We start from the raw sequence: 25,469 nt of genomic DNA, 5'->3' as shown, positions 1-25,469 counted from the left end.
AGTCCCCATGACCGCCACAGAACCGGCCGTGCCGTCCCCGGCGCCGGCCGCCGGCCCGGCGCCCGTGCCCGCCGGAACCCCCGCGGGCACCCCCGCGGGCCCGCCCCCGGCCGACCCGGCCGCGCTCGTCGTCTCCGGCTGGGCGGTCGCCTCGCCGTACGGCCTCGGGCGCGCCGAGTTCAGCACCGGCCTGCGCGCCGGGCAGGCCGCCCTGACCGAGCTCGACCCGGCCGCGTGGCCCGTCCCGTACGACCGGGCCGGGCTGATACCCGGCTTCGACATCCGGGAGGTGCTCGGCCGCAAGGGCACCCGCGCGATGGACCGGGTCACCGCCATCGCCGCCGCCACCGTCGGCATGCTGCTGGCCGACTACGGGCAGGGCCTGGACGACCCGGAGGGCACCGGGCTCGTGCTCGGCACCTCCGGCAGCGTGCAGTCGATCATGGACTTCACGGAGTCCGCCCTCACCGGCGAGAAGCCCTTCCACGTCGACCCCGCCCGCTTCCCCAACACGGTGATGAACTGCCCGGCCGGCGCCAGCGCCATCCGGCACACCCTCAAGGGCCCCAACGTCACCCTGTCCGGCGGCGCCACCACCGGACTCCTGGCCCTGAACTACGCCTCCCGGCTGCTGCGCGCCGGGCACGCCAGTGCCCTCCTCGCCGGAGCCGTGGAGGAGTTCTCGCCGCAGCGCGCCCGCCTGGAGCGGGTCGCCGACCACGGCGGGGACGCCCCGCAGCCGCTGGGCGAGGGTGCCGCCCTGTTCCTGCTGGAGCGGGCCGGTCACGCCCACGCGGGCGGGCGGGTTCCGCTGGCCACCGTGCTGGGCCTGCGGTTCCGCTCCTTCGCCGACCCGGCGCGGGCCGGCGCCGCCCTGGAGCACTGCGTGGCCGACGTACTGGCCGCGGCCGGCGCCCACCCGGAGGAACTCGCCCTGGTGGCACCGGGGCAGCCCGCAGGGCCGCTGGCCAAGCAGGAGGCCGCCGTACTGGACGCCCTGCCCGGCCCGGTGCTCCGGCTCGGCCCCCGCCCGCTGATCGGCGACACCACCGCGGCCGCCGGCGCGTTCCAGACCGCCGCCGTGCTCGCCGAGTCCGCCGCCAACCCGGCCCTGGCCGGCCGCCTCGCCCTCGTCACCGCCGTCGACCGCGACGGCACCGCGGGCGCGGGGCTGCTGCGGCTGGGCGCGTAGGACGCGGGGTGCCCCAGGGTGCCCCGGACGCGCGCAGCGGCGTACGACCGCACCACGGCACCACCGCTCTACGGCACCACCGCTCTACGGCACCACCGCACCACGACGGAACACCGCGGAACACCGCGGAACACCACCCCAGGAAGGCGGACCCGAGCATGTCCGAGACAGGCGGCACCGCCGCAGCGGCACGGCCGGTGGCGCTGGTCACCGGAGGATCCCGGGGCATCGGCCGGGCGGTCGTGGAGACCCTCGCCCGCGACGGGTACGACGTCGCCCTCTGCTACCAGTCCAACGAGGCGGCGGCCGAACTCGCCGCCAAGGCGGCCCGTGAGCACGGCGGCCGGGTCCTCACCCGCCGCGCCGACGTCACCGACCGGAGCGCCGTCCGGGCGCTGACCGCCGAGGTCGAGGACGGCTTCGGGCCCGTGGACGTCCTCGTCACGGCGGCCGGCATCATCCGCGACAGCCACCTCGCGATGATGGCCGACGAGCAGTGGGACGACGTGCTGCGCACCAACCTCGACGGCACCTTCAACTTCTGCAAGGCCGTGGTCTTCCCCATGATGAAGCGCCGCCGCGGCACGATCGTCACCCTCTCGTCGGTGGCCGCCGGGGGCCACGCCACCCAGACCAACTACTCGGCCTCCAAGGCCGGGATCATCGGCTTCACCAAGGCCCTGGCCAAGGAGTCCGGCCGGTCCGGGCTGCGCGCCAACGCCGTGGCGCCGGGCTTCATCGACACCGACATGACGTCCGGGCTCTCCGAGAAGCACGTCAAGGACATGCTCGGCCGCATCCCGCTGGGCCGCTTCGGCACCGCCACGGAGGTCGCCGAGCTGGTCTCCTTCCTGGCCTCGGACCGCGCCGCGTACATCACCGGCCAGGTCTTCCAGGTCGACGGCGGCCTCGTCGTCTGACCGGCGGGACGCTCCCCGCCTCCCCGTCCCGCCGCCCCGCCTCCCCGTCCCGCCGCCCCGGCACCCGCCGTGCGGCGCCCACCGCAAAAGGAGTTCACGCATGGCGCGCGCACCCAAGCCGCCGAGGTTCTATTTCAGTCTGCGCAGCCCCTACTCCTGGTTCGCGCTGCTCGAACTCCGGCAGAACCACCCGGAGCTGCTGGACCGGCTGGAGTGGCGGCCCTTCTGGGAGCCCGACCCGACCAGCGCCGCCCTGCTGGCCGACGCGGGCGGGGAGTTCCCGTACACCCCGATGTCCCGGGCCAAGCAGTTCTACATCCTGCGCGACGTCCGCCGGCTCGCCGCCGCCCGCGGGCTGGCCCTGACCTGGCCGGTCGACCGCGACCCCTGGTGGGAGCCCGCGCACCTGGGCTGGTTCGCCGCCGAGCGGCACGGCCTGGGCCCCGCCTGGGTCGACCGGGTCTCCCGGGCCCGCTGGCTGGAGGGCGCGGACATCTGTGACCCCGGCGTCGTCCGGGCCCTGGCCGCCGAACTGGGCCTGGACGCCGACGAGGTGGCCGGTGCCGTGGACGACCCGGGCATCCGCGAGCAGGGCGTGAAGGCCCTGCTGGACGTCCAGCGGGACGGGGTCTTCGGGGTGCCGTACTTCCTCAACGGCACCGAGCCGTACTGGGGCGTCGACCGGCTCGCCGCGTTCGCCGCCTCCTTCCCGGAGCCGCCGCCCGCCGCGCCGGAGTCCGCCCGGGTGCCGGAGCCGGTCCTCGCCGGGGCCGGCTCCGGCACCACCGACATGAGCCACGCGGGAGGCTGCGGATGACCGCCCCGACCCTCGCGGGACCGGGACCGGACACCGCGCCCGGTGCCCCCGGCGCCCCGCTCGGCGCGACGCAGCGGTCCATCTGGGCCGCGTACCGCTTCGCCCCCGACAGCGCCGTCTACAACATCACCATGCCGCTGCGCGTCCGCGGTCCGCTGGACGTGCCCGCGCTCGCCCGCGCCGTCACCGAGACCGGCCGCCGCCAGGCGCAGCTGCGGTCGTACTTCACCGAGCGCGACGGGGTGCCCGTACGCGTCGAGCGGGACGCGCCGTACGTCGCGCTGGACGTGCGGCAGGCACCCGGGGTGCCGGAGGACGAACTGCGGCGGCTGGCCCGCGAGGCCGGTGAGCAGCCCTTCGACCTGTCGGACGCGGTCTTCCGCGTCGTGCTGCTCCAGCGCGCCGAGGACGACTTCGCGCTGGTCATGGCCCTGCACCACATCGTCGGCGACTTCACCTCCCGCACGCTGCTGGCCCGCGACCTGCTGGACGCGTACCGCGGCATCGCGGCCGGCGGTGAACCCGCCTGGCGCCCGCTCAAGGGCTCGTACGCCGACGCGGTCGCCGAGGAGGAGGAGTACCTCGCCTCGGGACCCGGCGAGCGTGCCGCGGCGTACTGGCGGGAGACCACCGAGGGGGTGCCGGCCGCCGAACTCCCCCTGGACCGGCCCCGGCCGGCGCGGCCCGGCTACCGCGGCGCGACCGTCGCCGTCGAGCTGCCGGCCGAACTGACCGACCGGCTCGCGGAGGCGGCCAAGGCCGCCGGCACCACCCCCTTCGCCGTCCACCTGGCCGCGTTCCAGGCGCTGGTGGCCCGGTGGACCGGTCAGGAGGACTTCCTGATCGGGGTGCCCGCCAGCAGCCGGCTGGGCCGGGGCGCCCGCGACCTCGTCGGCTGCTACCTCAACACCCTCGCGGTCCGCGCCCGCCTCGGACCCGGCACCACCTTCGAGGAGGCCGCGCAGGAGGCCGGCCGGCAGGTGCAGGGCGCCATGTTCCACGCCCGCCACCCCTGCACCCTGATCGCCCGCCCGCCGGGGGCGCCGCTGTTCCGCATCGGGGCCTTCCTGGTCCAGATGCACCGCATGGACCCGCCGGTCCCGACCGTCCCGCGCGGCGCGGCCGAGGGCCCGGCCCTGGCGTACGGGGACCTGTCGCTCGCCCTGATCGACGTCCCCCAGCAGGAGGGCCAGCTCGACCTGATGCTCCGCCTGGAACAGGAGCCGCAGGGCACGACGGCCGTCTTCAGCTACGACACCGACCTGTTCGAGCCGGAGACCGCCGACCGCTTCGCCCGCACCTACGAGCGCTTCCTGCGCACCGCCGTCGACCGCCCGGCGGCCGGCGTGACCGACGTACCGCTGACCGACGAGGACGAGCTGGCCGCCCTGCTCGCCCTCGGCGACTGGGAGGGTGGTGCCTGGTGATCCGGCACATCGCACTGTTCAAATTCCGGCCCGGGTACGACTGGGCGCACCCCGAGGTGGCCGAGGCCGAGGAGCTGGCCGTGCGGGTCGGCGAGGAGGTGCCGGAGCTGTTGCACTGGCAGGCCGGGCGCAACATCACGGACCGGCCGGTCGCGTACGACTACGCCATCGTCGGCCTCGTGCGCGACGAGGAGGCGCTCCGGGCCTACCTCGACCACCCCTTCCACCAGCGGTCGGTCGAACGCTGGCGCGAGATCAGCACGTGGGTGGTCGCCGACCTGGCGGAAACGGCCTGACCGGCCCGCCTGCGGCGGGCCCGGTGTGGGGTGCCGGTCGCCGGCTGCGGGCTCCTGTGGGGGTTCCGGGCCGCCGCCCACGTGCCCTGCTCCGGCTGCCGGCGGCGGGCGCGGGGCCCGAGGAGGTGCCGGGCCGCCGACAGGGGGTGCGTCGTGTGGTGTGTGGGGCAGGTGCTTGAGGCGTCGTGGCAGGCTGGACCGGAGGCAGGCCCGGGCCGGGGGTGGCCGAAGGCCAGGGGCGCAGCCCCCCTGCCCCCGGGGTGGGCCTGCCGCAGGGCCTGCAGGCCACGACGGGTCAAGCACCGAGGGGACCCACACACCACACGACCCCCCCACGCCGGCCCTCTGCCCCCGTGGGGTGCCGGCCGCTGACACCGCACCGCTAGTGACGAAGCCCGCGCCGCAGGCCGGTCCTGCGCCGGCCGGTGCGTTGCGCGCCGGCGGCGGGTCCGGTGCCCGGGGTCCGGCACGCGTGGCCGGTCCCGGTGCTACCCGGTCCGGCGGCCAAGGCTTCGGCCCCGGTTTCTGCCAGGCCGGGCGATCAAGGCCTCGGCTCTCCCGGTCCGGCGGCCAAGGCTTCGGTTTCGGCCCTGCCGACCTCGGCCCCGGCCTCGGCCCCGGCCCCTGCCCCCGGCGCCCGCCCCGGCCCCGGCCTCCGCCCCGGCCCCGGCCCCCGCCCCGGCCCCCGCCCCGGCCCTGCCGGGCCGGTGGCCACGGCGAGGGCCGGGCGGCCAACGCTCCGGTCCCGGTGCTACCCGGTCCGGCGGCCAACGCTCCGGTCCAGGTCCTGCCGGCTTCGCCGGTGCCCGTACCACCCGTTCGAGAAGAGGTACGCCATGTTCACCGTCTACCGGCCCGAGCTGGCCGAGATCACCGCCGTCCTGCGGGACCAGCACCGCTCCTTCCTCGCGGGGGAGTGGGACGCGGAGCGGCTCGCCGCGCACCAGTCCGGCCTCGTCCGCCAGACCCTGCGCTACGTCAGGCAGAACTCGCCCTTCTACGCCCGCCACCTGGCCGGCGTCGACCCCGCGTCCGTGGAGCGGCTGGACGAGGCCACCCTCTCCGCCATCCCCTTCACCACCAAGGACGACCTGCGCGCCGCCCAGCACGAGATGCTGTCGCGCCCCCTGTCGGACGCGTGGATCTTCTACGAGACCACCGGGACCACCGGCCGTTCCACGCCCTGCCCGCGCGACGACATCGACTCGATCCACAACAACACCGTCCTCACGCACTACTACGGCACGGTCTTCCGGGAGTTCGGCGAGGGCCAGGTCATCGGCTCCAGCGGCCCCACCGAACTGCACGCCTTCTCCGACACCTTCGGGGACGTCTGCCGCAACCTCGGCCTCACGGTCGCCAAGATGTGGCCGCACTCGCCGATGGTCGGCTTCGAGCGCGCCCTCCAGGTGATGCGGGACTTCCCGATCACCGGCCTGTTCTGCACCCCGGGCATGGCCATGACCCTGGCCAAGCACGCGATCCGGGCCGGCCTCGACCCGCGCCGCGACTTCCGCCTCCAGGTGCTGATGACCACCGGCGAGCTGGCCTCCCCGAACCTGCTGGCCAACCTCGGCGAGCTGTGGGGCGCGACGGCGCACAACGCCCTGTACGCCTCCCAGGAGGCCTCCGTGAAGGGCGCGGTCGCCGCCGACGGCCGCCTCTACACCGCCCCGCTCATCGCGTACAGCGAGGTGGTCGACCCGGAGACCGGGGCCTGGGCCGTCCCCGACGCCGACGGCGTCCGCGAGGGCGAGCTGGTCGTCACCCACCTCTACCAGGGCGCCAAGCCGCTGGTCCGCTACCGCACGGGCGACCTCGTCCGGCTGCGCGACCCGCGGCCCGGGCAGTCCGTACCGGCCGCCTCGCTGGAGCCCCTGGGCCGGGTGCGCGACCGGATCCCGCTCGGCGGGCACGCCGTGACCGGGTACGACCTGGAGAACCTGCTGCTGCGCCACGTACGCGGCTGGCTCGACTACCAGGTGGTCATCGACCGCGAGGCCGGTGCCGACCGGCTCTCGCTCCGGCTGGAGCACCCCGCCGGCCGCACCGCCGACGCGGCCGCCGTCGCCGCGACCGTGGCCGACGTACGCGCGGAGCTGGGCCTGCGACTGGACGTCGGCGAGGACGCGTTCGGCAGCGTCACCGGCACCGGCGCGATGGTCAGCTGGAAGGCCGCCCGCGTGATCGACCTGCGCACCGAAACGCACGCCATGGACGACGCCCGGGCCCTGGAGAGCCTGGCCGCCGCCGGTATCGCCGCCAGGAGGTCCTGATGCCCGCACAGCGCACCCGCACCCGTACCCGCTCCCTCGCCGAGGACGCCGCGCGCCCGGCCCGCATCCAGGCGGCCTCCACGGCACCGGCACCGCCGCCCGCCGCCACGGCACCGGCACCGCCGCCAGCCGCCGCCCCCGGCCCCGCCCCCGCGGCCCCCTCCGCCCGGCCCGGCGTCGCCCCGTGGGCGTACCACGACGGCGCCGTCGTCCCCTTCGCGGAGGTCGGCCTGCCGCTGACCACCCAGGCGCTCCAGTACGGCACGGCCGTCTTCGAGGGCATCCGCGCCTTCGCCGTACCCGGCCGCGACGAGCTGGTCATCTTCCGCGCCCACGACCACTACGAACGCTTCCTGCGCTCCTGCCGCCTGCTCCGCATCGAGGTGGCCGCCACCGCCGAGGAACTCGTCGAGCGCACCTTCGACCTGCTCCGCCGCAACGGCATCGCCCAGGACAGCTACCTGCGCCCCCTCGGCTACAAGCTCGGGCTGCTGCCCGGCACCCCGGCCGGCGTCCGGCTGACCGGACTCACCGACGCCTTCTCCGTCACCCAGTTCACCCTGGGCGCGTACACCCCGTCCACCGGCATCACCTGCGGCGTCAGCTCCTGGAGCAGGCCGCGGAGTTCGGCGATCCCCGTCCAGGCCAAGGTCACCGGCGGCTACGTGAACAGCGCCCTGGCCGCCGAGGAGGCCCGGGCCGCCGGGTACGACGACGCGATCCTCCTCAACGACCGCGGCCAGGTCGCCGAGGCCAGCACCGCCAACGTCTTCGCCGTGCGGGACGGGCGCCTGCTCACCCCGCCGCCTGGCGCGGACCTGCTGCCCGGCATCACCCGCGACACCGTCCGCGTGCTGGCCGACGGCATGGGTGTGGACACCCTCGAACGCGACCTCGGCGTCCCCGACCTGCTCCAGGCCGACGAGGTCTTCCTCACCGGCACGGGCGTCGGCATCACACCGGTCACCGGAATCTCCGGCCGCCCGGTCGCCGACGGCACCCCCGGCCCCCTCACCCGCCGCCTGGTCCGCGCGTACGCCGAAACCGTGCGCGGCGCCGGCGACCCCCGCCACGACCACTGGCTGACCATCGTTCCGATCGAGCGAGGATGACATGACCATCACCGCACCCGCCCCCCTCGCGCCGCCCGCGGCCGGGGACTGGGTGATCCGCGACCACCTGCTCCGCCAGCCCCTGACCGCCGTCGGGACCCTCGGTCCCGAGGGCACCAGCAGCCAGGACGCCGCCGGCTTCCTGTGGAACTCCCTGCCGGACGGCGGTCCGCACCGTCCCCGGGACGTCCGGCTCTTCGACACCTACGAGAAGGCCGGCGAGGCCCTGCGCCGGGGCGAGGTGAGCCACCTCGTGGTGGCCAACGCCTACTCCGGGGTGGACCGGTTCTACATGGACCCGGAGCTCAGCCTGGCCGCCGCCTTCCACTGGGAGACCCCGCCCTACGGCATCGCCTCCCTGCCCAGCGGCACCCAGGACGTCTCCCCGCGGGTGGCCAGCCACCCGGCGCCCGTACCGATCGTCGGGCAGCTCCTCGACGCCTCCTTCGGCACCCCGAAGATCTCCCTGGTGACCTCCACCAGCGCCGCCGCCCGTGCGGTCCGGGAGGGCGAGGCCGACCTCGCGCTCACCACCCTGCCGGCCGCCCGGCTCTACGGCCTGGTCTTCATCTCCTCCACCCGCACCATCCAGATGGTGTGGTCCGTCTTCGTCCGGGAGCAGTGAGATGCTCCTGCTGGACCGGGAGACCGTGCAGCGGGTCTACCCGGTGCGCGCGGCGATCCCCGTGATGGCCGAGGCCATGCGCCGGTACAGCGGCGGACACGCGGCGCAGCCGCTGCGCACCATCGTGCGGCCGCCGCACGAGACGGGCCTGCTCGGCAGCATGCCGGGCCACGTGGCGGGGGAGCAGCACGCCGGTTTCGGGGTCAAGGTGATGGCCCTGAAGCCCGAGAACCCGGCCCGGGGCCTGGACCTGCACATCGGCATGGTCATCGTCTTCGATCCCGACACCGCCCGGCCGGTGGGTCTGCTCGACGCCGGTGCCGTGACGGCCGTCCGTACGGCCGCCGTCTCCGCGGTGGCCACCGACGCCCTGGCCCGGCCGGACGCCGGGGACCTGGCGGTCCTCGGCTCGGGGACGCAGGCCCGCAGCCACCTGAGCGCGATGCGGGAGGTGCGGGAGCTGCGCCGGGTGCGGGTGTGGTCGCGTACCGACGCGCACGCGTACGCCTACCGGGACTGGGCCGCCGCCGAACTCGGCATCGAGGTGGAGGTCACCGCGGGCCCGCGCGAGGCCGTCACCGGAGCCGACCTGGTGTGCACCACCACCGGCTCTACGGTGCCGCTGCTCGACGCGGTCGACCTCGCGCCGGGTACGCACGTCAACGCGGTCGGCAGCTCCTTCCCCGACCAGCGCGAGCTGACCGCCGAGGCGGTGGCGGGTGCCGAACTCTTCGTGGACAGCCGGGAATCCGCGCTCGCCGAGTCCGGCGACATCCGGGCCGCGCTGGACCACGGGCTGGCCCCGCCGGACCACCTGCGGGCCGAACTCGGCGACGTACTGCTCGGCCGCCACCCGGGCCGCAGCGGACCCGACGCCGTGACCGTCTACAAATCCCTCGGCCTCGGCGTGCAGGACATCATGTCCGGCTTCGCCGCGGTCGAGGCGGCGCGGGCCCAGGGCCTGGGCACCACCTTCCACCTGGACTGAAACCCGCGCCGTCATGTCGACGAAGGGGGCGCTGGAAACCTCGGCCCCGGGGGCCGCAGAGGGCCCGCCCCCGCGCTGTCGGCCGGCTCACTCGCCCTGACGGCCGCCGGCCGCCTGGCGCCACCGCCCGGGCGGCGGGCGGCTGGGAGACCGCGACCCGGCCGCCGGCCCACGGGACGAAGGCGGCGGCCACGGCCCGCGGGAGGCTGCCGGTCGCCGGGACGCGGACGGTCTCCGGCGTCGACCGTCCCGCGGTGCGCAGCCGGACGGGGACGGGCCGGTCGGCGCGCACGACGCTTCCCGCTCCGGCGGGCGAGCGCCTCTCCGCGGACGCCCTCCGACGACATCCGGTTGATCGGCGAGACCAGTCCTCGGGCACGACGGAAATGCACGCGGCCCGCCGCAACGGCACCGCCTGGTCCCCCGTCCCGGTCCGCGACGGGTCCCGGGCCGCCCCCAACGCCGCGCAGGGATCAGCCCAGTGACTTCTCGACGGCCTCGAAGATGTCGGCGTCGGTCTCCTGCTGCCACGCGGGAAGGTCCGGCCAATCCGCCACGTAGCCCGGCTTCGGGTCCTCGAAGTGCTTGAACATCTGGGCGGTCCAGCAGATCGCCACAAAGCGGCTCTTCTGCTCGCGGGTCAGCCGGGCCGTGGTGCCGCCGCTGATCTCGATGAACTGGCGTACCTGCTCGTACACGGAGCCCGCGGCCTCGCGCTCCCACTGCGGCGTGTCCGCCCAGGGGGTCACGTAGCCGGCCTTCGGCTCGCCGGGGAAGTGCTGGTGCACTCCCGCGATCCAGGCTTCGCGGAACAGTCGTGCGCCTTCGGTCTGCGACATCCCAACCCCTCTCGTCACGGCGTCCTCAGTGTGGCGATCTCCGCCCCCAGCTCCGCTATGCGGTGGTCCCGGCTCAGGGGTCCGAACTCGTCGCACAGGCTTTGGAGTCTACGGGCGACGTACCCGGACGAGGATGCATGGGCCAGGTCCAGGGCTTCACGCGCGTACGTCACCACCTGCTCCGGGTCACGGCGCTTCGCACCGACTATGGCCAAGTCGGCAAGGACGGCGCCTCTGCGGCGGTACGAGTAACCGGGAGCCAGCGAGTTCTGGTCCAGTGCCCGCCTGAGAGCGTCCTCCGCCAGGTCGAGGCGGCCGAGCTGTACGTACCGGGCTCCCCGCTCCTCCGCCAGACGTGTGCCGTCGAAACGGAGCCACCCGCCGTTCGTGCTGCCTTCCGACAGGCTCTGGACCTCCTCGGCCTGACAGAGAGCTCGCTCGCATCCCTCCAGGTCGCCGAGGCCGGCGCACACCTCTGCCTGCACCGATGCCACCCACTGCCGGGTGGACAGGCTCCTGTCCCCTCGTGCCGCGACGCGTTGCGCCGCTCCGAGGATCTCGGCCGCCTGCTCGTACCGCTGGTCGGACATGTCCACGTAGGCGTGCCGTACGAGGGCGCAGGCCCACAGGTCGTAGGCCCCTGCTTCCTTGCTCACGGATGCCGCGAGCGCGTACGAGGCCGCCGAGTCGGTGTACCGGTTGGCGTCGTACGCAACTTCCCCCACGAGCTGGAACAGGTCGGCTGCGGCAGTGAGGAGCGGGCGTGAATTTCCCCGGCTGCCCCCGGCCAGGGCCTCGTTCAGCGTCGCCAGTTGATCGCGGACGATCGGATAGACAGATCCTTTGGACCGCGCGAGTTGGTAGACCTGCCACAGGTGGCTGTTCATCCGGGCGAAGTCTGCCGGGCTGCCCCTGCGCACGCCGTCGGCCAGGGCCTCCGCCTCGTCGAACGGTAAGGCGGTCAGCGCACCGCTGACGCTGAGGATGCGGAGGAATTCGCGGCGGATCATCTCGTCGGGGTCTCCCGCGCTCGGGGGGTCACTGGACTTCTGCCCTGCGACTCCCTGGCTTCCGTCTCTTGGCGGTCTCAGGAGGTCGTCCAGCTCGTGGAGGCTGACTTCAAGGGCGGCGGCCAAGCCTGGTCGCTGGGGCGGCTGCGGTGCGATCTTGCCGCTTTCCCAGCGTCCGACCGTTGTGCGGTCCACGCCAAGTAACTCGGCCAATTTCTCCTGACTGTAACCCAGAGTCCTGCGCCGTTCCGCCAGTCCCATGACGACCCCTTCCCGTGGCTACCGGCCCCTCGGCTCGCATGCACGGATCTGCGTCAAGCCTGCCGCATGGATGCCGTGGAGGCTCCCGACTCGGCGCTGTTTCCTGGGTGTTGTCGCGAACGACGTGGGCACGGGACTACGGAAGGGTGCGGACATGGCAACGGCCGACAGCGGTCAGAGTGACGGATTCGGCGGGGCCTCCTGCTCACCGGATACCGAGTCCGAGAGCCGTATCCGGATGACCCTCCGCGTGTCCCGGGACTCCGGACGCTCGTGGTCGCGGACGACGTGTGTCCGGGACGGCGACCCGGTGGTGATCCTGTCCGCCCCCGGACGCTTCCCGCCCTGCGAGTGCCCCCGCTGCGGCGGCTCGTCGGCTCCCCCGGCCCGGACCCTCCGTACGGTCCCCGCCATTCCGGGCCGGTTCCGGTGAGCGGATTAGGCAGGTGGGCGCTCCGCAGGTTCGGGCGGTACGCCGGGCCGCTGTACCTCGCCATGGTGATCGGCTCGGTGTGCCTGCACGCCGTCGGCATCTACGCCACGTCGTAGCGCGCCGACCCCCAGTCTTCCCACCGGACACCCGGTGGGAGTTCCCCGAGTAGAGAGGGAAGTTCGATGGTGGAAGAGAACACCGGCTCCGTGGCCCCCGAAGGGGGTGGCCTGCTCGTCGCGAAGCGGAAGATCGTCGCCGCGCGGACCCGCGCCGAGCAGGAGTCCGACGTCAGCAGCGGCCGTTCCGACGGCAACGACTGACGGGGCCGCCCACGATGCTTGATGCAGCCTCGTGGGCGGGGCGTCTGGGCGGGGACACGTTCCTCGCCCAGACGTACCACCGCTCCTACGCACACGTCCCCGGCGCCGCCGACGTGGCGGGCCTGTTCACCTGGGACGATCTCAACCACATCATTGCCACGCAACGTCTCGAACCGCCCCGGCTCCGTCTGTCCGCCGACGGCGAGATGGTCCCGCTGCACCGCTACGCGGTCCCCACGACCAACCGTCGCGCGGTGACCTGGTCCCGCATCCAGCCAGCCGAGCTGCACGCCCAGCTCAAGGACGGCGCCTCGATGGTCCTGGACGCGGTCGAGAAGATTCACCCCGCCGTGCGGGAGGCGGCCGAGGGGCTGGAACGGTTCCTGGGCACCTCCGTGCAGGCGAACGCGTACGCGTCGTGGACCGAGCGAGAGGGCTTCGGCCTCCACTGGGACGACCACGATGTCGTGGTGGTGCAACTGCACGGCTCCAAGCGGTGGCGCCTGTACGGGTCCACACGCCAGGCCCCTACTTTCCGGGACGTCGAATCGCCTGAGCAGCCGGAGGGCGACCCGGTGGCGGACATCGTGCTCGCGGCAGGTGACGTGCTCTACCTGCCGCGCGGCTGGTGGCACGCGGTCACCGCGGACCAAGGCACGGAATCCCTCCACCTGACCTTCGGGATGGTCCCCCACACCGGCGCCGATCTCATGCTCTGGGTCGTGGACCAGCTCCGGGCCACCCTGCCCCTGCGCACGGACGTCCCCCGTTTCGCCGCCCTGCCGGAACAGTCGGACTTCCTCGCCGCTGTACGCCGCGAAGTGCTCGATTTCCTGGCTGACCCCCGGCTGATCGAGCGCTGGGCGGAGTCCGGCGACACGACCGACCTCGGGCATGCTGTCCCGTCGCTGCCCTACGTGGACGGGCTCCCCTCCATGCCGGAGATCACCGTGCGGCTCACCACCCCACGGGCACGTGTGACGGTGAACGACGGGCACGGCACGGTCACGTTCTCGGCGGCCGGGACGGCCTGGGACTTCGCGGAGTCCGCAGGGCCGGTCCTTCGGACGCTGCTGCTCGGCCAGCCGACGACGCTGGGGGCCCTTGCCTCAGCCGCCGGTCTGGAGGTCAAGGACGTGGCCGACCTGATCTGGGTCCTCATCGAGGGCCAGGCCGTCGCCGTCGTGGGGGCGGGGCTGTGACGGCGTCCCTGGCCCTGGGCACCTACCGGGTCCGAGACGTGGTGGAAGCAGCACGCATGGCGGTGCAGGCCGGGACCCCGTGGATCGACACTGCGCCGAACTACGCCGACGGCCAGGCCCTCCATGACCTCGGCCGGGTCCTGCGGGCGGCCCCCAGCCCTCCGCTCGTCGCCACCAAGACGGGCTTCTTCACCCGCAGCCAGGGGCGGGCCGCCCTCGGCCGGGGCCTGCTCACCGAACACGATGCCTCGGCCGGCCACTGCCTCGACCCCTCGTTCGTCGGCCATCAGGTGGAAGAAGCGCTCGCCCTCCTCGGCCGCGTGGACCTGATGTTCGTCCACAACCCGGAACGGGCCGGTCGCGGAGGAGACCGGTCGGGGATGCACTGGCGGCTCCGCGAGGCGTTCACCGCCTTGGAAGAGCAGGTGCACGAGGGCCACATCCCCGGCTACGGGGTGGCCACCTGGTCGGGCCTGCGTGAGGGGGCGTTCAGCGTGCCTGAGCTGCTGTCGCTTGCCCGGGAGGCGGCAGGGTCATCCGATCACCACCTGATCGCGGTACAGATGCCCGTCAGCCTGATCGATGACGCCCCGATCATGCAGGCCCTGAACGGCGGCGGGCCGCTGGTGCAGGCGAAGGACGCCGGGCTGATCACGTTCGGCTCCGCTCCGCTGCACGGCGGCGAACTGCTGGATGCGATGACACCCGAACTGGTGGATCTGATCCGCCCCGGGCTTTCTGCCGGCGCCGCAGGCGTCCTGGCCGCCGCGTCCTGCCCCGCCCTGGACTTCGTGCTGACGTCCACCACGAATCGTGATCACTGGGACGATGCGGTGAAGGCACTCGCTTCGCCCTTCACCCCCGAACAGCTCAGGAGAGTGACCGATGAACTCGCCACCGGATGAGGACATCCGAGCACTCATGGAGGCCGCGCACGAGCGGGCGGCCAAAGCCCTGGGCCTCACCTGTACGGGCCTCCCGGTGTGGGGCTTCGCCGGATTCACGCTGGGCCGCAGCGCGGGCGACTACTGGCTTCGAGTCAGCCGCGGCCATCTGAAGAACGCGGGGCGCACACCAGGGCAAGGGCCCGTGGGCGCGTCCCTCCTCGTGCCACACGATGTGCCACGCCCAGCGCTGCACGGCGTCCACGACTGGGTGGACGGCATGTGGTCGTTCCAGTCCGAAGTCCTCGACCGCGTGCCACACCCGGTGGTCTCACCCACCCGCGCTGACCTGGTCCGGGATCCGGCTCTCCCGGAGCAGTGGTGGGGGCTGCTGAGGCGCTCCCTCGACCGTCTGGCGCAGGTGGAGGGGGTCAAGGAGACCGTCCGGGACTCCTGGATCGAGCGGGCCTTCCCCCAGTTCCTCGGCATTTCCGCCCCCGGCAAGATCGAGCGGGTCACCGGCCACGGCGACCTGCACTGGGGCAACATCACGGGCCAGCCCCTGACCTTCCTGGACTGGGAACGCTGGGGCCGCGTCCCCGTCGGCTACGACCCCGGCCTTCTGCACGCTCACAGCCTCCTCGTCCCCGCCGTTGCCACGCGCATCCGGACCGAGTTCGCCCAGACCCTCGACACCCCCGCCGGCCGCCTCGGTGAGTTGGCGGCGCTCGCCGAACTCCTCCAGGCCGTTGCCCGAGGTTTCCACCCCGAGCTTGCCCCGCACCTTTTCGGCCGGGCCGAGGAATTGACCGGGGTCCGGCCCCCGGTCTCGGCTCCTGCGGAGGTCATCGTCTGACCACGGCACCATGGCGCCACCGGCTCCGGATCCCGCCTCCTGAGGCCCCCGCACGCTGCTCCCGTGCTGGGGGCTCGGGCGTGCACGGCATCGTCCGCGTACCCGGGCTGAGCTGCGGGTTTTCGGGGGGTGGAAATAGTTTCGATAACGCGTGAAAACCCCCGCTGCCTAGCGTCCTCGGTATCCGACCGCCGAGAGCCGATCCGAAGGAGCCGGGGTGGACTTCAGTCTCTTCTACTTCGCCAACGACAGCACCGCGTCCGGCACCGCCGGGCGGTACGAACTCCTCACCGAAGGCGCCCGGTTCGCGGACCGGAACGGGTTCACGGCGGTGTGGACCCCGGAGCGGCACTTCCACCCCTTCGGGGGGCTCTACCCGAACCCGGCCGTCACCGGGGCCGCACTCGCCACCGTCACCGAGCGGATCGCGATCCGGGCCGGCAGCGTCGTGGCGCCGCTGGGGCACCCGCTGCGGATCGCCGAGGACTGGTCGGTGGTCGACAACCTGTCCCACGGCCGGGCCGGGGTGTCGTTCGCCTCCGGCTGGCACCCCACCGACTTCGTGCTGCGGCCCGAGGCCCACGCCCGGCGCAAGGAGCTGCTGACGGAGACGGTCGAGACCGTACGGGCCCTGTGGCGCGGCGAGTCCGTGACGCTGCCCGACGGGCGGGGCGCCGCCGCCGAGGTGCGGGTCTACCCGCCGGCCGTACAGCCCGAACTGCCCTGCTGGATCACCAGCGCCGGCAGCGCCGACACCTTCCGCACCGCCGGGGAGCTGAACGCGGGTGTGCTCACGCACCTGCTCGGCCAGGACCTCGACGAACTCGCCGGGAAGCTGGCCATCTACCGGGCCGCGCTGCGCGAGCACCACGGCGAGCGGGCCAGGGGGCACGTGGTGCTGATGCTGCACACCTTCCTCGGCACCGACACCGAGGAGGTGCGCGAGCTGGTCCGGCCCTCGCTCTCCGCCTACCTCAAGACGTCCTTCGGGCTGCTGTCCGGGACGGTCAACGCCGACCAGGCCGTGTTCGACCGCTCGGCGGTCCGCGACGCCGACGTCGACTACCTGGTGGAGCGGGCCTTCCAGCGCTTCTTCGACCGCCAGGGCATCTTCGGCACCGTCGAGCGGGCGCTCGGCGTGGTGGAGCGGCTGGACGCCCTCGGCATCGACGAGGTCGGCTGCCTGGTCGATTTCGGGGTCGACACCGAGCGCACCCTCAAGAGCCTCGAACACCTCAATGACCTGCGGATCCGTGCCGCCGGACAGCGTATGGGCGCCGTATAGCGGGCCCTCGCAGAGTCGTACGCAACCATCACCGACACCCTTCTGGAGACCCACCATGAGCGACACCCAGACCGACGAGCGCCTGTACCGCGTGGTCCGCAACGACGAGGAGCAGTACTCCGTCTGGTGGGCCGACCGGGACCTGCCGGCCGGCTGGCACGCGGAGGGCTTCGAGGGCCCCAAGGACGCGTGCCTGGAGCGCATCACCGAGGTGTGGACCGACATGCGCCCGCTGAGCCTGCGCCGCCGCATGGAGCAGGCCGCCCTCCAGGACGCGGAGCTGTCCGCCGCCTCCTGAACCGGACCCCCGCCTCCCCCCACCGCAGTCCCCCCACTCCCGCCCCCCACCCCCAGACCGCGCCGGCCCGGCACCCCCCCGCCCGGGCCGGCGCGTCTCTTCCGCCCCGCAGAACCGCGTGGCCGTTACCCCGGCCGTCACCCCGGCCGTCACCCCGGCCGTCACCCCGGCCATCACCCGGGCCATCACCCCCGAGTCACCCCCCAGCCACCTCCCCCACCCGTCCCGCATCCGGCCACCTCCGCTCCGCGCCGGCTCATCAACTCATCAAGAGGACCCGAGAGATGACTCAGCAGATCCGTCAGAGCGAGGCCGGCCCGTCCCTCGCCGAGCTCGTCGCCCGGCAGGCCGCCGTGACCCCGCGGGCCACGGCCGTGATCGCCGCCGACGGGAGCACCCTCGACTACGCCGCGCTCGACGCGCGCGCCAACCGCCTGGCCCACCGCCTCGGCCGGCTGGGCGTGCGCCCCGACACCGTGGTCGGCATCCACCTGGAGCGCTCGGCCGAACTGGTCGTCGCCGTGCTGGCGGTGTGGAAGGCGGGCGCCGCCTACCTGCCGCTCGACCCCGCCCACCCGGCCGCCCGCCTCGCCTCGCTGGTCGAGGAGGTCCGCCCGGTGCTGGTGCTGACCGCCGGCCGCTCCGCCGGTACGGAGCTGGGCGCCCCGCAGCTCGACCTGGACGCCGAGCGGGAGCTGGTCGACGCCCTGCCGGCCACCGCTCCCGAGGTCGCCGCGCACCCCGGCCACCTCGCGTACGTCATCCACACCTCGGGCTCCACCGGCCGCCCCAAGGGCGTCCAGATCACCCAGGCCGGCATCGCCAACCGCGTGATGTGGACGGTGCGCACGCACGGTCTCGGCGCGGACGACCGGGTGCTGCACAAGACCGCGATCGGCTTCGACGCGCACAACTGGGAGATCTTCGCGCCCCTGGTCAGCGGCGGCGCGGTGGCGCTGGCCCCGGTCGGCGCCGAGCGCGACCCGGCCGCCCTCGTCGCCTCGGCACGGGACCTCGGCGCCACCGTCCTCCAGGTCGTCCCGTCCGTGCTGCGGCTGCTGGTCGCCGAGCCCGCCTGGCGCGAACTGACCTCGCTGCGGCTGCTGTTCTCGGCCGGCGAGCCCCTGCACGCCGAGCTGTGCCGCCGGGCCCTGGACGCGGCCGGCCGCACGGACCTGGCCATCTGGAACACGTACGGCCCCACCGAGTGCTCCATCGACGTCACCGCCCAGCCCTACGACCCCGCGCAGACCGCCGGCCCGGTCCCGATCGGCCGCCCGCTGCCGCGCACCCGGCTGCTGGTCCTCGACGACCGGGGCAAGCCGGTGCCGGTGGGCGTGCCGGGCGAGCTGTTCATCGGCGGCGCGGGACTGGCCCGCGGCTACCTGGGCCGCCCGGACCTGACCGCCGAGCGCTTCGTGCCCGACCCGTACGGTCCCGAGGGCGGCCGCCTCTACCGTACGGGCGACCTCGTCCGGTGGCGCGCGGACCGCACCCTGGAGTACCGGGGCCGCGCCGACCACCAGGTCAAGGTCAACGGCGTCCGGATCGAGCCCGGCGAGGTGGAGGCGGCGCTGCTGGCCCACCCCGAGGTCACCGGCGCGGTGGTCACCGCCCCCGAGACCCGGGACGGCACGAAGCGGCTGACCGCCCACCTCACCACCGCCGACGCCCGGATCCCCGCCGACCTGCGTTCCTTCCTGCGCGGCCGGCTGCCCGAGGCGCTGGTGCCGACGGTGCTGGTGCCGCTCGCCGAGTTCCCGCTGACGCCCAACGGCAAGCTGGACCGGGCCGCCCTGCCGGCCGCCGCGGCCGAGGAGGCCGACCGCCCGTACGTCGCCCCGCGCACCGCGGCCGAGGAGATCGTCGCCCAGGTCTGGCGGCGGCTGCTGAACATCGAACGCGCCGGTGTCCAGGACGACTTCTTCCGGCTCGGCGGCGACTCGCTGATGATCACCCGGCTCGCGGCCGGGCTCCGCGAGGCCACCGACAAGGACGTCTCCCCGGCCTCCCTGTTCACCTCCGCCACCGTCGAGCAGCAGGCGGCCCTCCTGACCCGGGCCGGCGTCCGGCCGCCCCTGGTGCCGGTGGACCGCGAGGGCCCGCTGCCCCTCTCCTTCGGCCAGCGCCGCCTGCACTTCCTGGACCGGATGAACCCCGGCGGCGCCGAGTGGGTCTCCCCGCTGATCCTCCCGCTGCCCGAGGGCGCGGACACCGCCCTGGTGCAGCGCGCGCTGGACGCCCTGGAGGAGCGCCACGAGGCCCTGCGCACCCGTTACCCGGCGGACGCCGACACGGCCGGCCAGCGGATCGCCGCCCCCGGCCGGGTCGGGCTGGCCGAGGCCGCCGCCGACCGCGAGGGCCTGGGCGCCCTGGCCGCCGCGCACTTCGCCCGCGGCTTCGACCTGGCCGAGGGCCCCCTCTGGCGGGCGCTGCTGGTCCGCGTGGAGGACGCACACCCGGTCCTGGTGATCGCGATGCACCACCTGAGCTGCGACGGCTGGTCCTCGGCCATCCTGGAGCGCGAGTTCGGCGAGCTGTACGCCGCGTACGCGGAGGGCCGCGAGCCCGAACTGCTGCCGCTGGAGCTGGGGTACGCGGACTTCGCCGCCTGGCAGCGCACCGCGCTCACCGAGGACGCCCTGGCCGCCGACCTCGACCACTGGCGGGAGGCGCTCGACGGCCACAAGCCGCTGGCCCTGCCCACCGACCACCCGCGCCCCGCCGAGCGCGACCACAAGGGCGCCGTCGTGCCGGTCGTCGTCCCGGCCGCGACCGCGGACGCCCTGGCCGAGCTGGGCCGCGAGCACGGCGCCACGCCGTTCATGACCCTCCTCACCGGGTACGTGACCCTCCTCGCCCGGCACAGCGGCGAGTGGGACGTCACCGTCGGCACCCCGGTCGCGGGCCGCACCCGCCCCGAGACCGGGAACCTGGTCGGCTTCTTCCTCAACTCCCTCGCCGTGCGCTGCGGGCTGACCGGCGACCTCACCTTCGCCGAGGCCCTGGACCGGGTCAGGACCGTGACCCTGGAGGCGTTCGCCCACCAGGAGGTGCCCTTCGAGCGGGTCGTCGAGGACGTGCAGGGCGACCGCGACCTGTCCCGTACGCCGGTCTACCAGGCGGCCTTCGACCTGCACGACGAGACGCTCACCACCGGCGGCGCCGACCTGGACGACCTGGAGACCTTCCGGGAGGCCTGGCGGATCGCCAAGACCGACCTGACGCTCTTCCTGCGCCGCCGCCCCGACGGCACCCTCGCGGGCGTCCTGGAGTACGCCACCTCGCTGTTCGAGGACGCCACCGTACGCCGCCTCGTCGACCACCTCGTGCGGCTGCTCGGCGACGCCGCGGCCCGCCCGGACGCCCGCCTCGCCGACCTCGACCTGTCCGGCGCGGACGAGCGGCGGCGGCAGCTGGTCGAGTGGAACGCGGGGGCCGGCAGCACGGTCGCCGAGCCCGCCGACGTCACGGTGCTGGAGCTGTTCGAGGCGCGGGCCGCCGAGCGCCCCTCGGCCACCGCCCTGCGCCACGCGGGGGAGTCGGTGACCTTCCGGGAGCTGGACGCCCGGGCGAACCGTTTCGCCCACCGGCTGCGGCAGTCCGGCACCACCACCGAGCACCTGGTCGGCGTCCTGCTCGACCGGGGCCCCGACCTGGTCGCCGCCTTCCTCGGCAGCTGGAAGACCGGCGCCGGCTACGTGCCGCTCGACCCGGCCGGCCCGGCCGAACGCAGCGCCGCGATGCTCACCGACTCCGGCGTCCGGGTGCTGGTCACCACGGCCGAACACGCCGCGGCCATGGCCCCGTTCTTCCCCGGCGAACTCGTGGTCGTCGACCGCGACCGCGCCCTGATCGACGCCCTCCCCGACACGGCCCCCGAGCGCCGTCCCGACCCGGACGCCATCGCCTACACGATCTTCACCTCGGGCTCCACGGGCCGCCCCAAGGGCGTGGCCGTACCGCACCGGGGCCTGGCCAACCACGTGGCCTGGGCCGCCCGCGACCTGATCGGCGGCCACGGCGGCGGCGCCGCCCTGTTCTCCTCCACCGCCTTCGACCTGGTGGTCCCGAACGTCTACGCGCCACTGGTCGCCGGCGTCCCGCTGCACCTGCTGCCCGCCGGACTCGACCTGGCCGACCTCGGCCGGACCCTGGCCGCCGGGGCGCCGTACAGCTTCGTCAAGCTTACCCCCGGCCACCTCGACGTCCTGTCCCAGCAGCTCGGCGACGAGCAGGCCGCCACCCTGGCCCGCACGGTGCTGGTCGCCGGCGAGGCCTTCCCCGGGGAGGCGGCCTCCCGCTGGCTGGAGCTGCTCGGCCCGGGCCGCCTGATCAACGAGTACGGGCCCACCGAGTGCTCCGTCGGCACCTGCGTCCAGCCCGTCGACGCACCCGTCACCGGGGTCGTGCCCATCGGCCGGCCGCTGCCCGGCATGGCCATGTACGTGCTGGACGACGAGCTGCGCCCGGTGCCGCTGGGCGCCGTCGGGGAGCTGTACGTCGGCGGCACCGGCGTCGCCCGCGGCTACACCGGCCGCCCCGGCCTGACCGCCGAGCGCTTCCTGCCCGACCCGTACGGTCCCGCAGGGGCCCGCCTGTACCGCACCGGCGACCTGGCCCGGCAGCTGCCCGACGGCGCCGTCTCCTTCCTCGGCCGCATCGACCACCAGATCAAGGTGCGCGGCTACCGCGTCGAGGCCGGCGAGATCCAGGCCGTCCTCACCGCCCACCCGGCCGTCCGCGACGCCGCGATCACCGCCGACAAGGGCCTCACCGCCTACCTGGTGCCCGCCGGCGACGGACTCCCCGACCACGGGGAACTCGCCCGTCACTGCGCCCGGCTGCTGCCCGACTACATGGTGCCCGGCGCGTACGTCGCCCTGGACGCCATCCCGCTGACCGCGAACGGGAAGCTGGACCGAGCCGCCCTGCCGGACCCCGCGGCCGCCCGCGCCGAGGACCCCGGCTCCGGGCCCGCCGGCCCCCGCGACATCGTCGAGGAGCACATCGCCGGGATCTGGCAGGAACTGCTGGGCACCGACCCTGACATCCACGACGACTTCTTCCAGAGCGGCGGCAACTCCATCCTCGGCATCCGCCTGATCTCCCGGATCCAGGCCGAGTTCGCGGTGTCGCTGCCCCTGCGCGCCATCTTCGAGAGCCCCACCGTGGCGGGTCTCGCCCGCGCCGTCGAGGCGCTGGTCCAGGCCGAGATCCAGAACGCCTCGCAGGCCGGTCCGGCCACCACAGACGACCTCTCCGACTCTTCGCAGTCCTCGCACACGTCGCAGCCGAAGGAGCACCAGGCATGACCACCAGCGCCGAGCAGACCCAGACCCCCGACGAGCTCCGCGCCGAACTGCTCCGCAGGCTGGCCGGCCGCACGGCCCGGCGGAACGAGGAGATCCCGCGGGCCGACCGCGACCTCCCGCTGCCGCTCTCGGCCGGCCAGCAGCAGATGTGGTTCCTCAGCCGCCTGGAGCCCGACAGCCACGAGTACCTCGTCCCGCTCACCCTGCGCCTGACCGGCCCGCTGGACGCCGACGCGCTGCGCCGGTCCGTGGACCGGGTGGCCGCCCGCCACGAGGTGCTGCGCACCCGGTACGACTTCTTCGCCGACGAGCCCGTCCAGCTCATCGACGAGCCCGGTCCGGTGCCCTTCTCCCTGGAGGACCTCACCGGCCTGCCCGAGGCGGAGCGCGAGCCGGTGGCCCAGCAGCTGGCCGCCGAGTACGCCCGCGAGTCCTTCGACCTGGCCGCCGAGTGGCCGCTGCGGGTGCGCCTGGTCCGGCTGGCCGCCGACGACCACGTCCTCGCCCTGGTCTTCCACCACATCGCCTGCGACGCCTGGTCCACCCAGGTCTTCGCGCAGGACCTGAGCGCCTACTACCGGGGCGCCGCCCCGGCCGGAGAACTCACCGTCCAGTACGCCGACTACGCCGCCTGGCAGCAGGGCCGCGCCGAGTCCCTCCTGGAGCGGCACCTGCCGTACTGGCGCGAGCGGCTCGACGGGATCGCCCCGCTCGACCTGCCCGCCGACCGGCCCCGCCCGGCCACCCGCAGCGCCGAGGGCGCCGAGGTCGCCTTCGCCCTGCCCCGGGCGCTGGGCGCCGCGCTGCGGACGCTGGCCGCCGGACACCGCACCACCCTGTTCACGGTGCTGCTCACCGCGTACCAGGCCCTGCTGGGCAAGTACACGGGCGGCACCGACATCGCGGTGGGCACGGTCGTCTCCGGCCGCACCCGTCCCGAGCTGCAGAACCTGATCGGCTACGGCATCAACAGCCTGGTGCTGCGCGCGAGCTGGGCCGGCGACCCCATCTTCGCCCGCCTGCTGGACCGCAACCGGGTCGAGGTGCTGGACGCCTTCGACCACCAGGAGATGCCGTTCGCCCGGCTGGTCGACGCCGTCCAGCCGGAGCGCGACCTGTCCCGCACCCCGCTGTTCCAGGCCGCGTTCACCCTGCACGAGTCGCGCACCGCCGCCTACGACCTGCCCGGCATCACCGTCGAGCCCTTCGAGGTGCCCTCCGGCATCGCCCGCTTCGACCTCCAGCTGCTGGTCGAGGAGGCCCCGGACGGCTCCCTCCGCGGCCGTTTCGAGTACGCCACCGCCCTCTTCGACGAGGCCACCGTGCGGCGCTTCGCCGGGCACTTCGAGCGGCTGCTCACCGCCGTGGCCGCCGACCCGGAGGCCCGGCTGTCCGCCCTGGACGTGCTGGACCCCGCCGAGCGCGCGCTGGTGGTGCAGCCGGCGCCCGAGGAGACCCCCGACCCCCGTTTCGTCCACGAGGTGTTCGAGGCCCAGGTCGCCGCCACGCCCGACGCGGTGGCCGTGGTCGCCGACGGAACCGAACTGACGTACGCCGAGCTGAACGCGCGGGCCAACCGCATCGCCCACCGGCTGCGCGAACTGGGCGCGGGCCCGGACCGGCTCGTCGGCGTCTGCCTGGAGCGCGGCCCCGAGCTGATGCCCGCCCTGCTCGGCGTGCTGAAGTCCGGCGCCGGCTACCTGCCGCTGGACCCCGCCAACCCGGCGGACCGGCTGGCGTACGTCGTCGGGGACGCGGGCGCGGCGGTCGTGCTCACCGAATCCCGCCACGCACCGATGATCGAGGAGTGCCATGAAGGACCGCTCGTCGTACTCGACCGAGAGGCCGCCACTGAGGCCTGGCAGGGCCTTCCGGTGGAGAATCCGCCGCTGGCTGGCCACCCGGATCAGCTGATCTACGTCATCTACACCTCAGGCTCCACCGGCAAGCCCAAGGGCGTCTGCCTCAGCCACCGCAACGTGCTCCGCCTGCTCACCACCGCCCACCGGCACTACGGGTTCTCCGCCGCGGACGTCTGGCCGCTCTTCCACTCCTACGCCTTCGACGTGTCCGTGTGGGAGATGTGGGGCGCCCTGCTGCACGGCGGGAAGCTGGTCGTCGTCCCCGCGGCCGTCACCCGCTCGCCCGACGACTTCCTCGACCTGCTCGTCGAGCAGCGGGTCACCGTCCTCAACCAGACGCCGTCCGCCTTCCGTTCCCTGGTCGCCGCGGCCGCCGAGGGCGACCCGCGGATCGGCCGGCTCGCGCTGCGGGCCGTGGTCTTCGCCGGCGAGAAGCTGATCGTCCCCGACCTCAAGCCGTGGACCGACCGGCTGGGCCTGGACGCGCCCGCCCTGCTCAACATGTACGGCATCACCGAGACCACCGTGCACACCACCTTCTACGAGGTGGGCGAGGCCGACCTCGCGCCCGAGGCGGGCAACCCCATCGGCGTCCCCCTGGACGACCTGCGCGTCCACCTCCTCGACGCCCACGGGCAGCCCGTGCCCGTCGGGGTCTTCGGCGAGATCCACGTCGCCGGACCCGGCGTCGCCCGCGGCTACCTCGGCCGGCCCGGACTGACCGCCGACCGCTTCGTCCCGGACCCGTGGGGCCCGGCCGGCAGCCGCCTCTACAGGAGCGGCGACATCGCCCGCCGGCTGGCCGACGGCAGCCTGGAGTTCCTCGGCCGCGCCGACGGCCAGATCAAGATCCGCGGCTACCGCGTCGAACTCGGCGAGATCCAGACCGCCCTGGCCGCCCTGCCGCAGGTCCACGACGCCGTCGTCGTCCTCCGCGAGGACACCCCCGGCGCCCAGGAGCTCGTCGCCTACCTGGTCACCGCCTCCGGCACCGCCCTCGACCCCGCCGAGCTGCGTGAACTCCTCGGCCGCGACCTGCCGCCGTACATGGTCCCCGCCGCCTTCGTCACCCTCGACCGGCTGCCCCTGACCACCAACGGCAAGCTCGACAAGCGGGCCCTGCCCGCCCCCGGCGGCGACTCCCGCCGCGCGGCCGGCGCCCACACCGCCCCCCGCACCCCCACCGAGCAGCGCATCGCCGACGTCTGGTGCCAGGTTCTCGGCCTGGACCGGGCCGGCGTCGACGAGGGG

The 25,469-nt window shown here is 74.3% G+C and carries 19 protein-coding genes (1 of these 19 cut by a window edge); 17 read left to right on the top strand and 2 right to left on the bottom strand.

Annotated elements, in window-relative coordinates; translation table 11 throughout:
- The first annotated feature begins 7 nt into the window (after positions 1-7).
- The 9 genes from ACIQUR_RS23710 to ACIQUR_RS23670 all read left to right on the top strand — a co-directional run bounded on the left by ACIQUR_RS23710 (position 8) and on the right by ACIQUR_RS23670 (position 9,653).
- On the top strand, positions 8-1,192 hold the full coding sequence (locus tag ACIQUR_RS23710) for a beta-ketoacyl synthase N-terminal-like domain-containing protein (RefSeq protein ID WP_403667576.1): 1,185 nt from the start codon (positions 8-10) through the stop codon (positions 1,190-1,192).
- A 158-nt stretch (positions 1,193-1,350) separates the two neighbouring features.
- Positions 1,351-2,112 (top strand): 3-oxoacyl-[acyl-carrier-protein] reductase, encoded by a 762-nt coding sequence (gene fabG, locus ACIQUR_RS23705; RefSeq protein ID WP_403667573.1) that lies wholly within the window; start codon positions 1,351-1,353, stop codon positions 2,110-2,112.
- Between the two features lie 100 nt (positions 2,113-2,212).
- On the top strand, positions 2,213-2,929 hold the full coding sequence (locus ACIQUR_RS23700) for a 2-hydroxychromene-2-carboxylate isomerase (RefSeq protein ID WP_403667570.1): 717 nt from the start codon (positions 2,213-2,215) through the stop codon (positions 2,927-2,929).
- Positions 2,926-4,356 carry a condensation domain-containing protein gene (locus ACIQUR_RS23695; RefSeq protein ID WP_403667567.1) on the top strand — a complete coding sequence of 477 codons (1,431 nt, stop codon included), beginning with the start codon at positions 2,926-2,928 and terminating at the stop codon, positions 4,354-4,356. Before ACIQUR_RS23700 ends, ACIQUR_RS23695 begins: the two co-directional genes overlap by 4 nt.
- Positions 4,353-4,652, top strand: a complete 300-nt coding sequence (locus tag ACIQUR_RS23690) for a Dabb family protein (protein ID WP_403667564.1) — start codon at positions 4,353-4,355, stop codon at positions 4,650-4,652. Before ACIQUR_RS23695 ends, ACIQUR_RS23690 begins: the two co-directional genes overlap by 4 nt.
- Before the next feature lie 836 nt (positions 4,653-5,488).
- The gene (locus ACIQUR_RS23685) at positions 5,489-6,928 is read left to right on the top strand and encodes a phenylacetate--CoA ligase family protein (protein ID WP_403667561.1); all 1,440 of its coding nucleotides are present in this window, start codon (positions 5,489-5,491) and stop codon (positions 6,926-6,928) included.
- Positions 6,928-8,040 (top strand): branched-chain-amino-acid transaminase, encoded by a 1,113-nt coding sequence (gene ilvE, locus ACIQUR_RS23680; RefSeq protein ID WP_403667558.1) that lies wholly within the window; start codon positions 6,928-6,930, stop codon positions 8,038-8,040. The genes ACIQUR_RS23685 and ilvE overlap by 1 nt, the downstream gene beginning before the upstream one ends.
- Before the next feature lies 1 nt (position 8,041).
- Complete coding sequence (locus ACIQUR_RS23675) at positions 8,042-8,665, top strand: hypothetical protein (protein WP_403667555.1); 624 nt, start codon at positions 8,042-8,044, stop codon at positions 8,663-8,665.
- Between the two features lies 1 nt (position 8,666).
- The gene (locus ACIQUR_RS23670; protein WP_403667553.1) at positions 8,667-9,653 is read left to right on the top strand and encodes an ornithine cyclodeaminase family protein; all 987 of its coding nucleotides are present in this window, start codon (positions 8,667-8,669) and stop codon (positions 9,651-9,653) included.
- Between the two features lie 473 nt (positions 9,654-10,126).
- Here the strand turns inward: ACIQUR_RS23670 and ACIQUR_RS23665 are convergent, their stop codons facing one another.
- Positions 10,127-10,492 (bottom strand): hypothetical protein, encoded by a 366-nt coding sequence (locus tag ACIQUR_RS23665; protein ID WP_403667550.1) that lies wholly within the window; start codon positions 10,490-10,492, stop codon positions 10,127-10,129.
- A gap of 14 nt (positions 10,493-10,506) precedes the next feature.
- Complete coding sequence (locus ACIQUR_RS23660) at positions 10,507-11,763, bottom strand: helix-turn-helix transcriptional regulator (protein WP_403667548.1); 1,257 nt, start codon at positions 11,761-11,763, stop codon at positions 10,507-10,509.
- A 615-nt stretch (positions 11,764-12,378) separates the two neighbouring features.
- On the opposite strand from ACIQUR_RS23660, the gene ACIQUR_RS23655 reads away from it, so the two are divergent.
- The 8 genes from ACIQUR_RS23655 to ACIQUR_RS23620 all read left to right on the top strand — a co-directional run.
- Positions 12,379-12,516 carry a hypothetical protein gene (locus tag ACIQUR_RS23655; protein ID WP_169435287.1) on the top strand — a complete coding sequence of 46 codons (138 nt, stop codon included), beginning with the start codon at positions 12,379-12,381 and terminating at the stop codon, positions 12,514-12,516.
- Positions 12,517-12,530: 14 nt separating this feature from the next.
- Entirely contained in the window at positions 12,531-13,718 is a 1,188-nt protein-coding gene (locus ACIQUR_RS23650) for a cupin domain-containing protein (RefSeq protein ID WP_403667544.1), read from the top strand.
- Positions 13,715-14,623 (top strand): aldo/keto reductase, encoded by a 909-nt coding sequence (locus tag ACIQUR_RS23645; RefSeq protein WP_403667540.1) that lies wholly within the window; start codon positions 13,715-13,717, stop codon positions 14,621-14,623. The genes ACIQUR_RS23650 and ACIQUR_RS23645 overlap by 4 nt, the downstream gene beginning before the upstream one ends.
- Positions 14,604-15,458 carry a hypothetical protein gene (locus ACIQUR_RS23640; protein ID WP_403667537.1) on the top strand — a complete coding sequence of 285 codons (855 nt, stop codon included), beginning with the start codon at positions 14,604-14,606 and terminating at the stop codon, positions 15,456-15,458. Before ACIQUR_RS23645 ends, ACIQUR_RS23640 begins: the two co-directional genes overlap by 20 nt.
- 217 nt (positions 15,459-15,675) lie before the next feature.
- Positions 15,676-16,743: a MupA/Atu3671 family FMN-dependent luciferase-like monooxygenase gene (locus ACIQUR_RS23635; RefSeq protein WP_403667534.1), complete on the top strand. Its 1,068-nt coding sequence runs from the start codon at positions 15,676-15,678 to the stop codon at positions 16,741-16,743.
- Between the two features lie 55 nt (positions 16,744-16,798).
- The gene (locus tag ACIQUR_RS23630; protein ID WP_399950486.1) at positions 16,799-17,041 is read left to right on the top strand and encodes an MbtH family protein; all 243 of its coding nucleotides are present in this window, start codon (positions 16,799-16,801) and stop codon (positions 17,039-17,041) included.
- 284 nt (positions 17,042-17,325) lie between these two features.
- Positions 17,326-22,356 carry an amino acid adenylation domain-containing protein gene (locus tag ACIQUR_RS23625; RefSeq protein WP_403667531.1) on the top strand — a complete coding sequence of 1,677 codons (5,031 nt, stop codon included), beginning with the start codon at positions 17,326-17,328 and terminating at the stop codon, positions 22,354-22,356.
- Positions 22,353-25,469, top strand: partial view of a non-ribosomal peptide synthase/polyketide synthase gene (locus tag ACIQUR_RS23620; RefSeq protein ID WP_403667528.1) — the 5' end (the start) only. It continues 20,517 nt past the right edge of the window; 3,117 of the gene's 23,634 nt are visible here — the first part of the coding sequence; the start codon lies at positions 22,353-22,355; its stop codon lies beyond the right edge, outside the window. Before ACIQUR_RS23625 ends, ACIQUR_RS23620 begins: the two co-directional genes overlap by 4 nt.

This window comes from Streptomyces sp. NPDC101132, assembly GCF_044759225.1.
GTDB lineage: Bacteria > Actinomycetota > Actinomycetes > Streptomycetales > Streptomycetaceae > Streptomyces.
The sequence above is the reverse complement of the archived record's forward strand: the minus strand, read 5'-3'. Positions and strand labels throughout refer to the sequence as shown.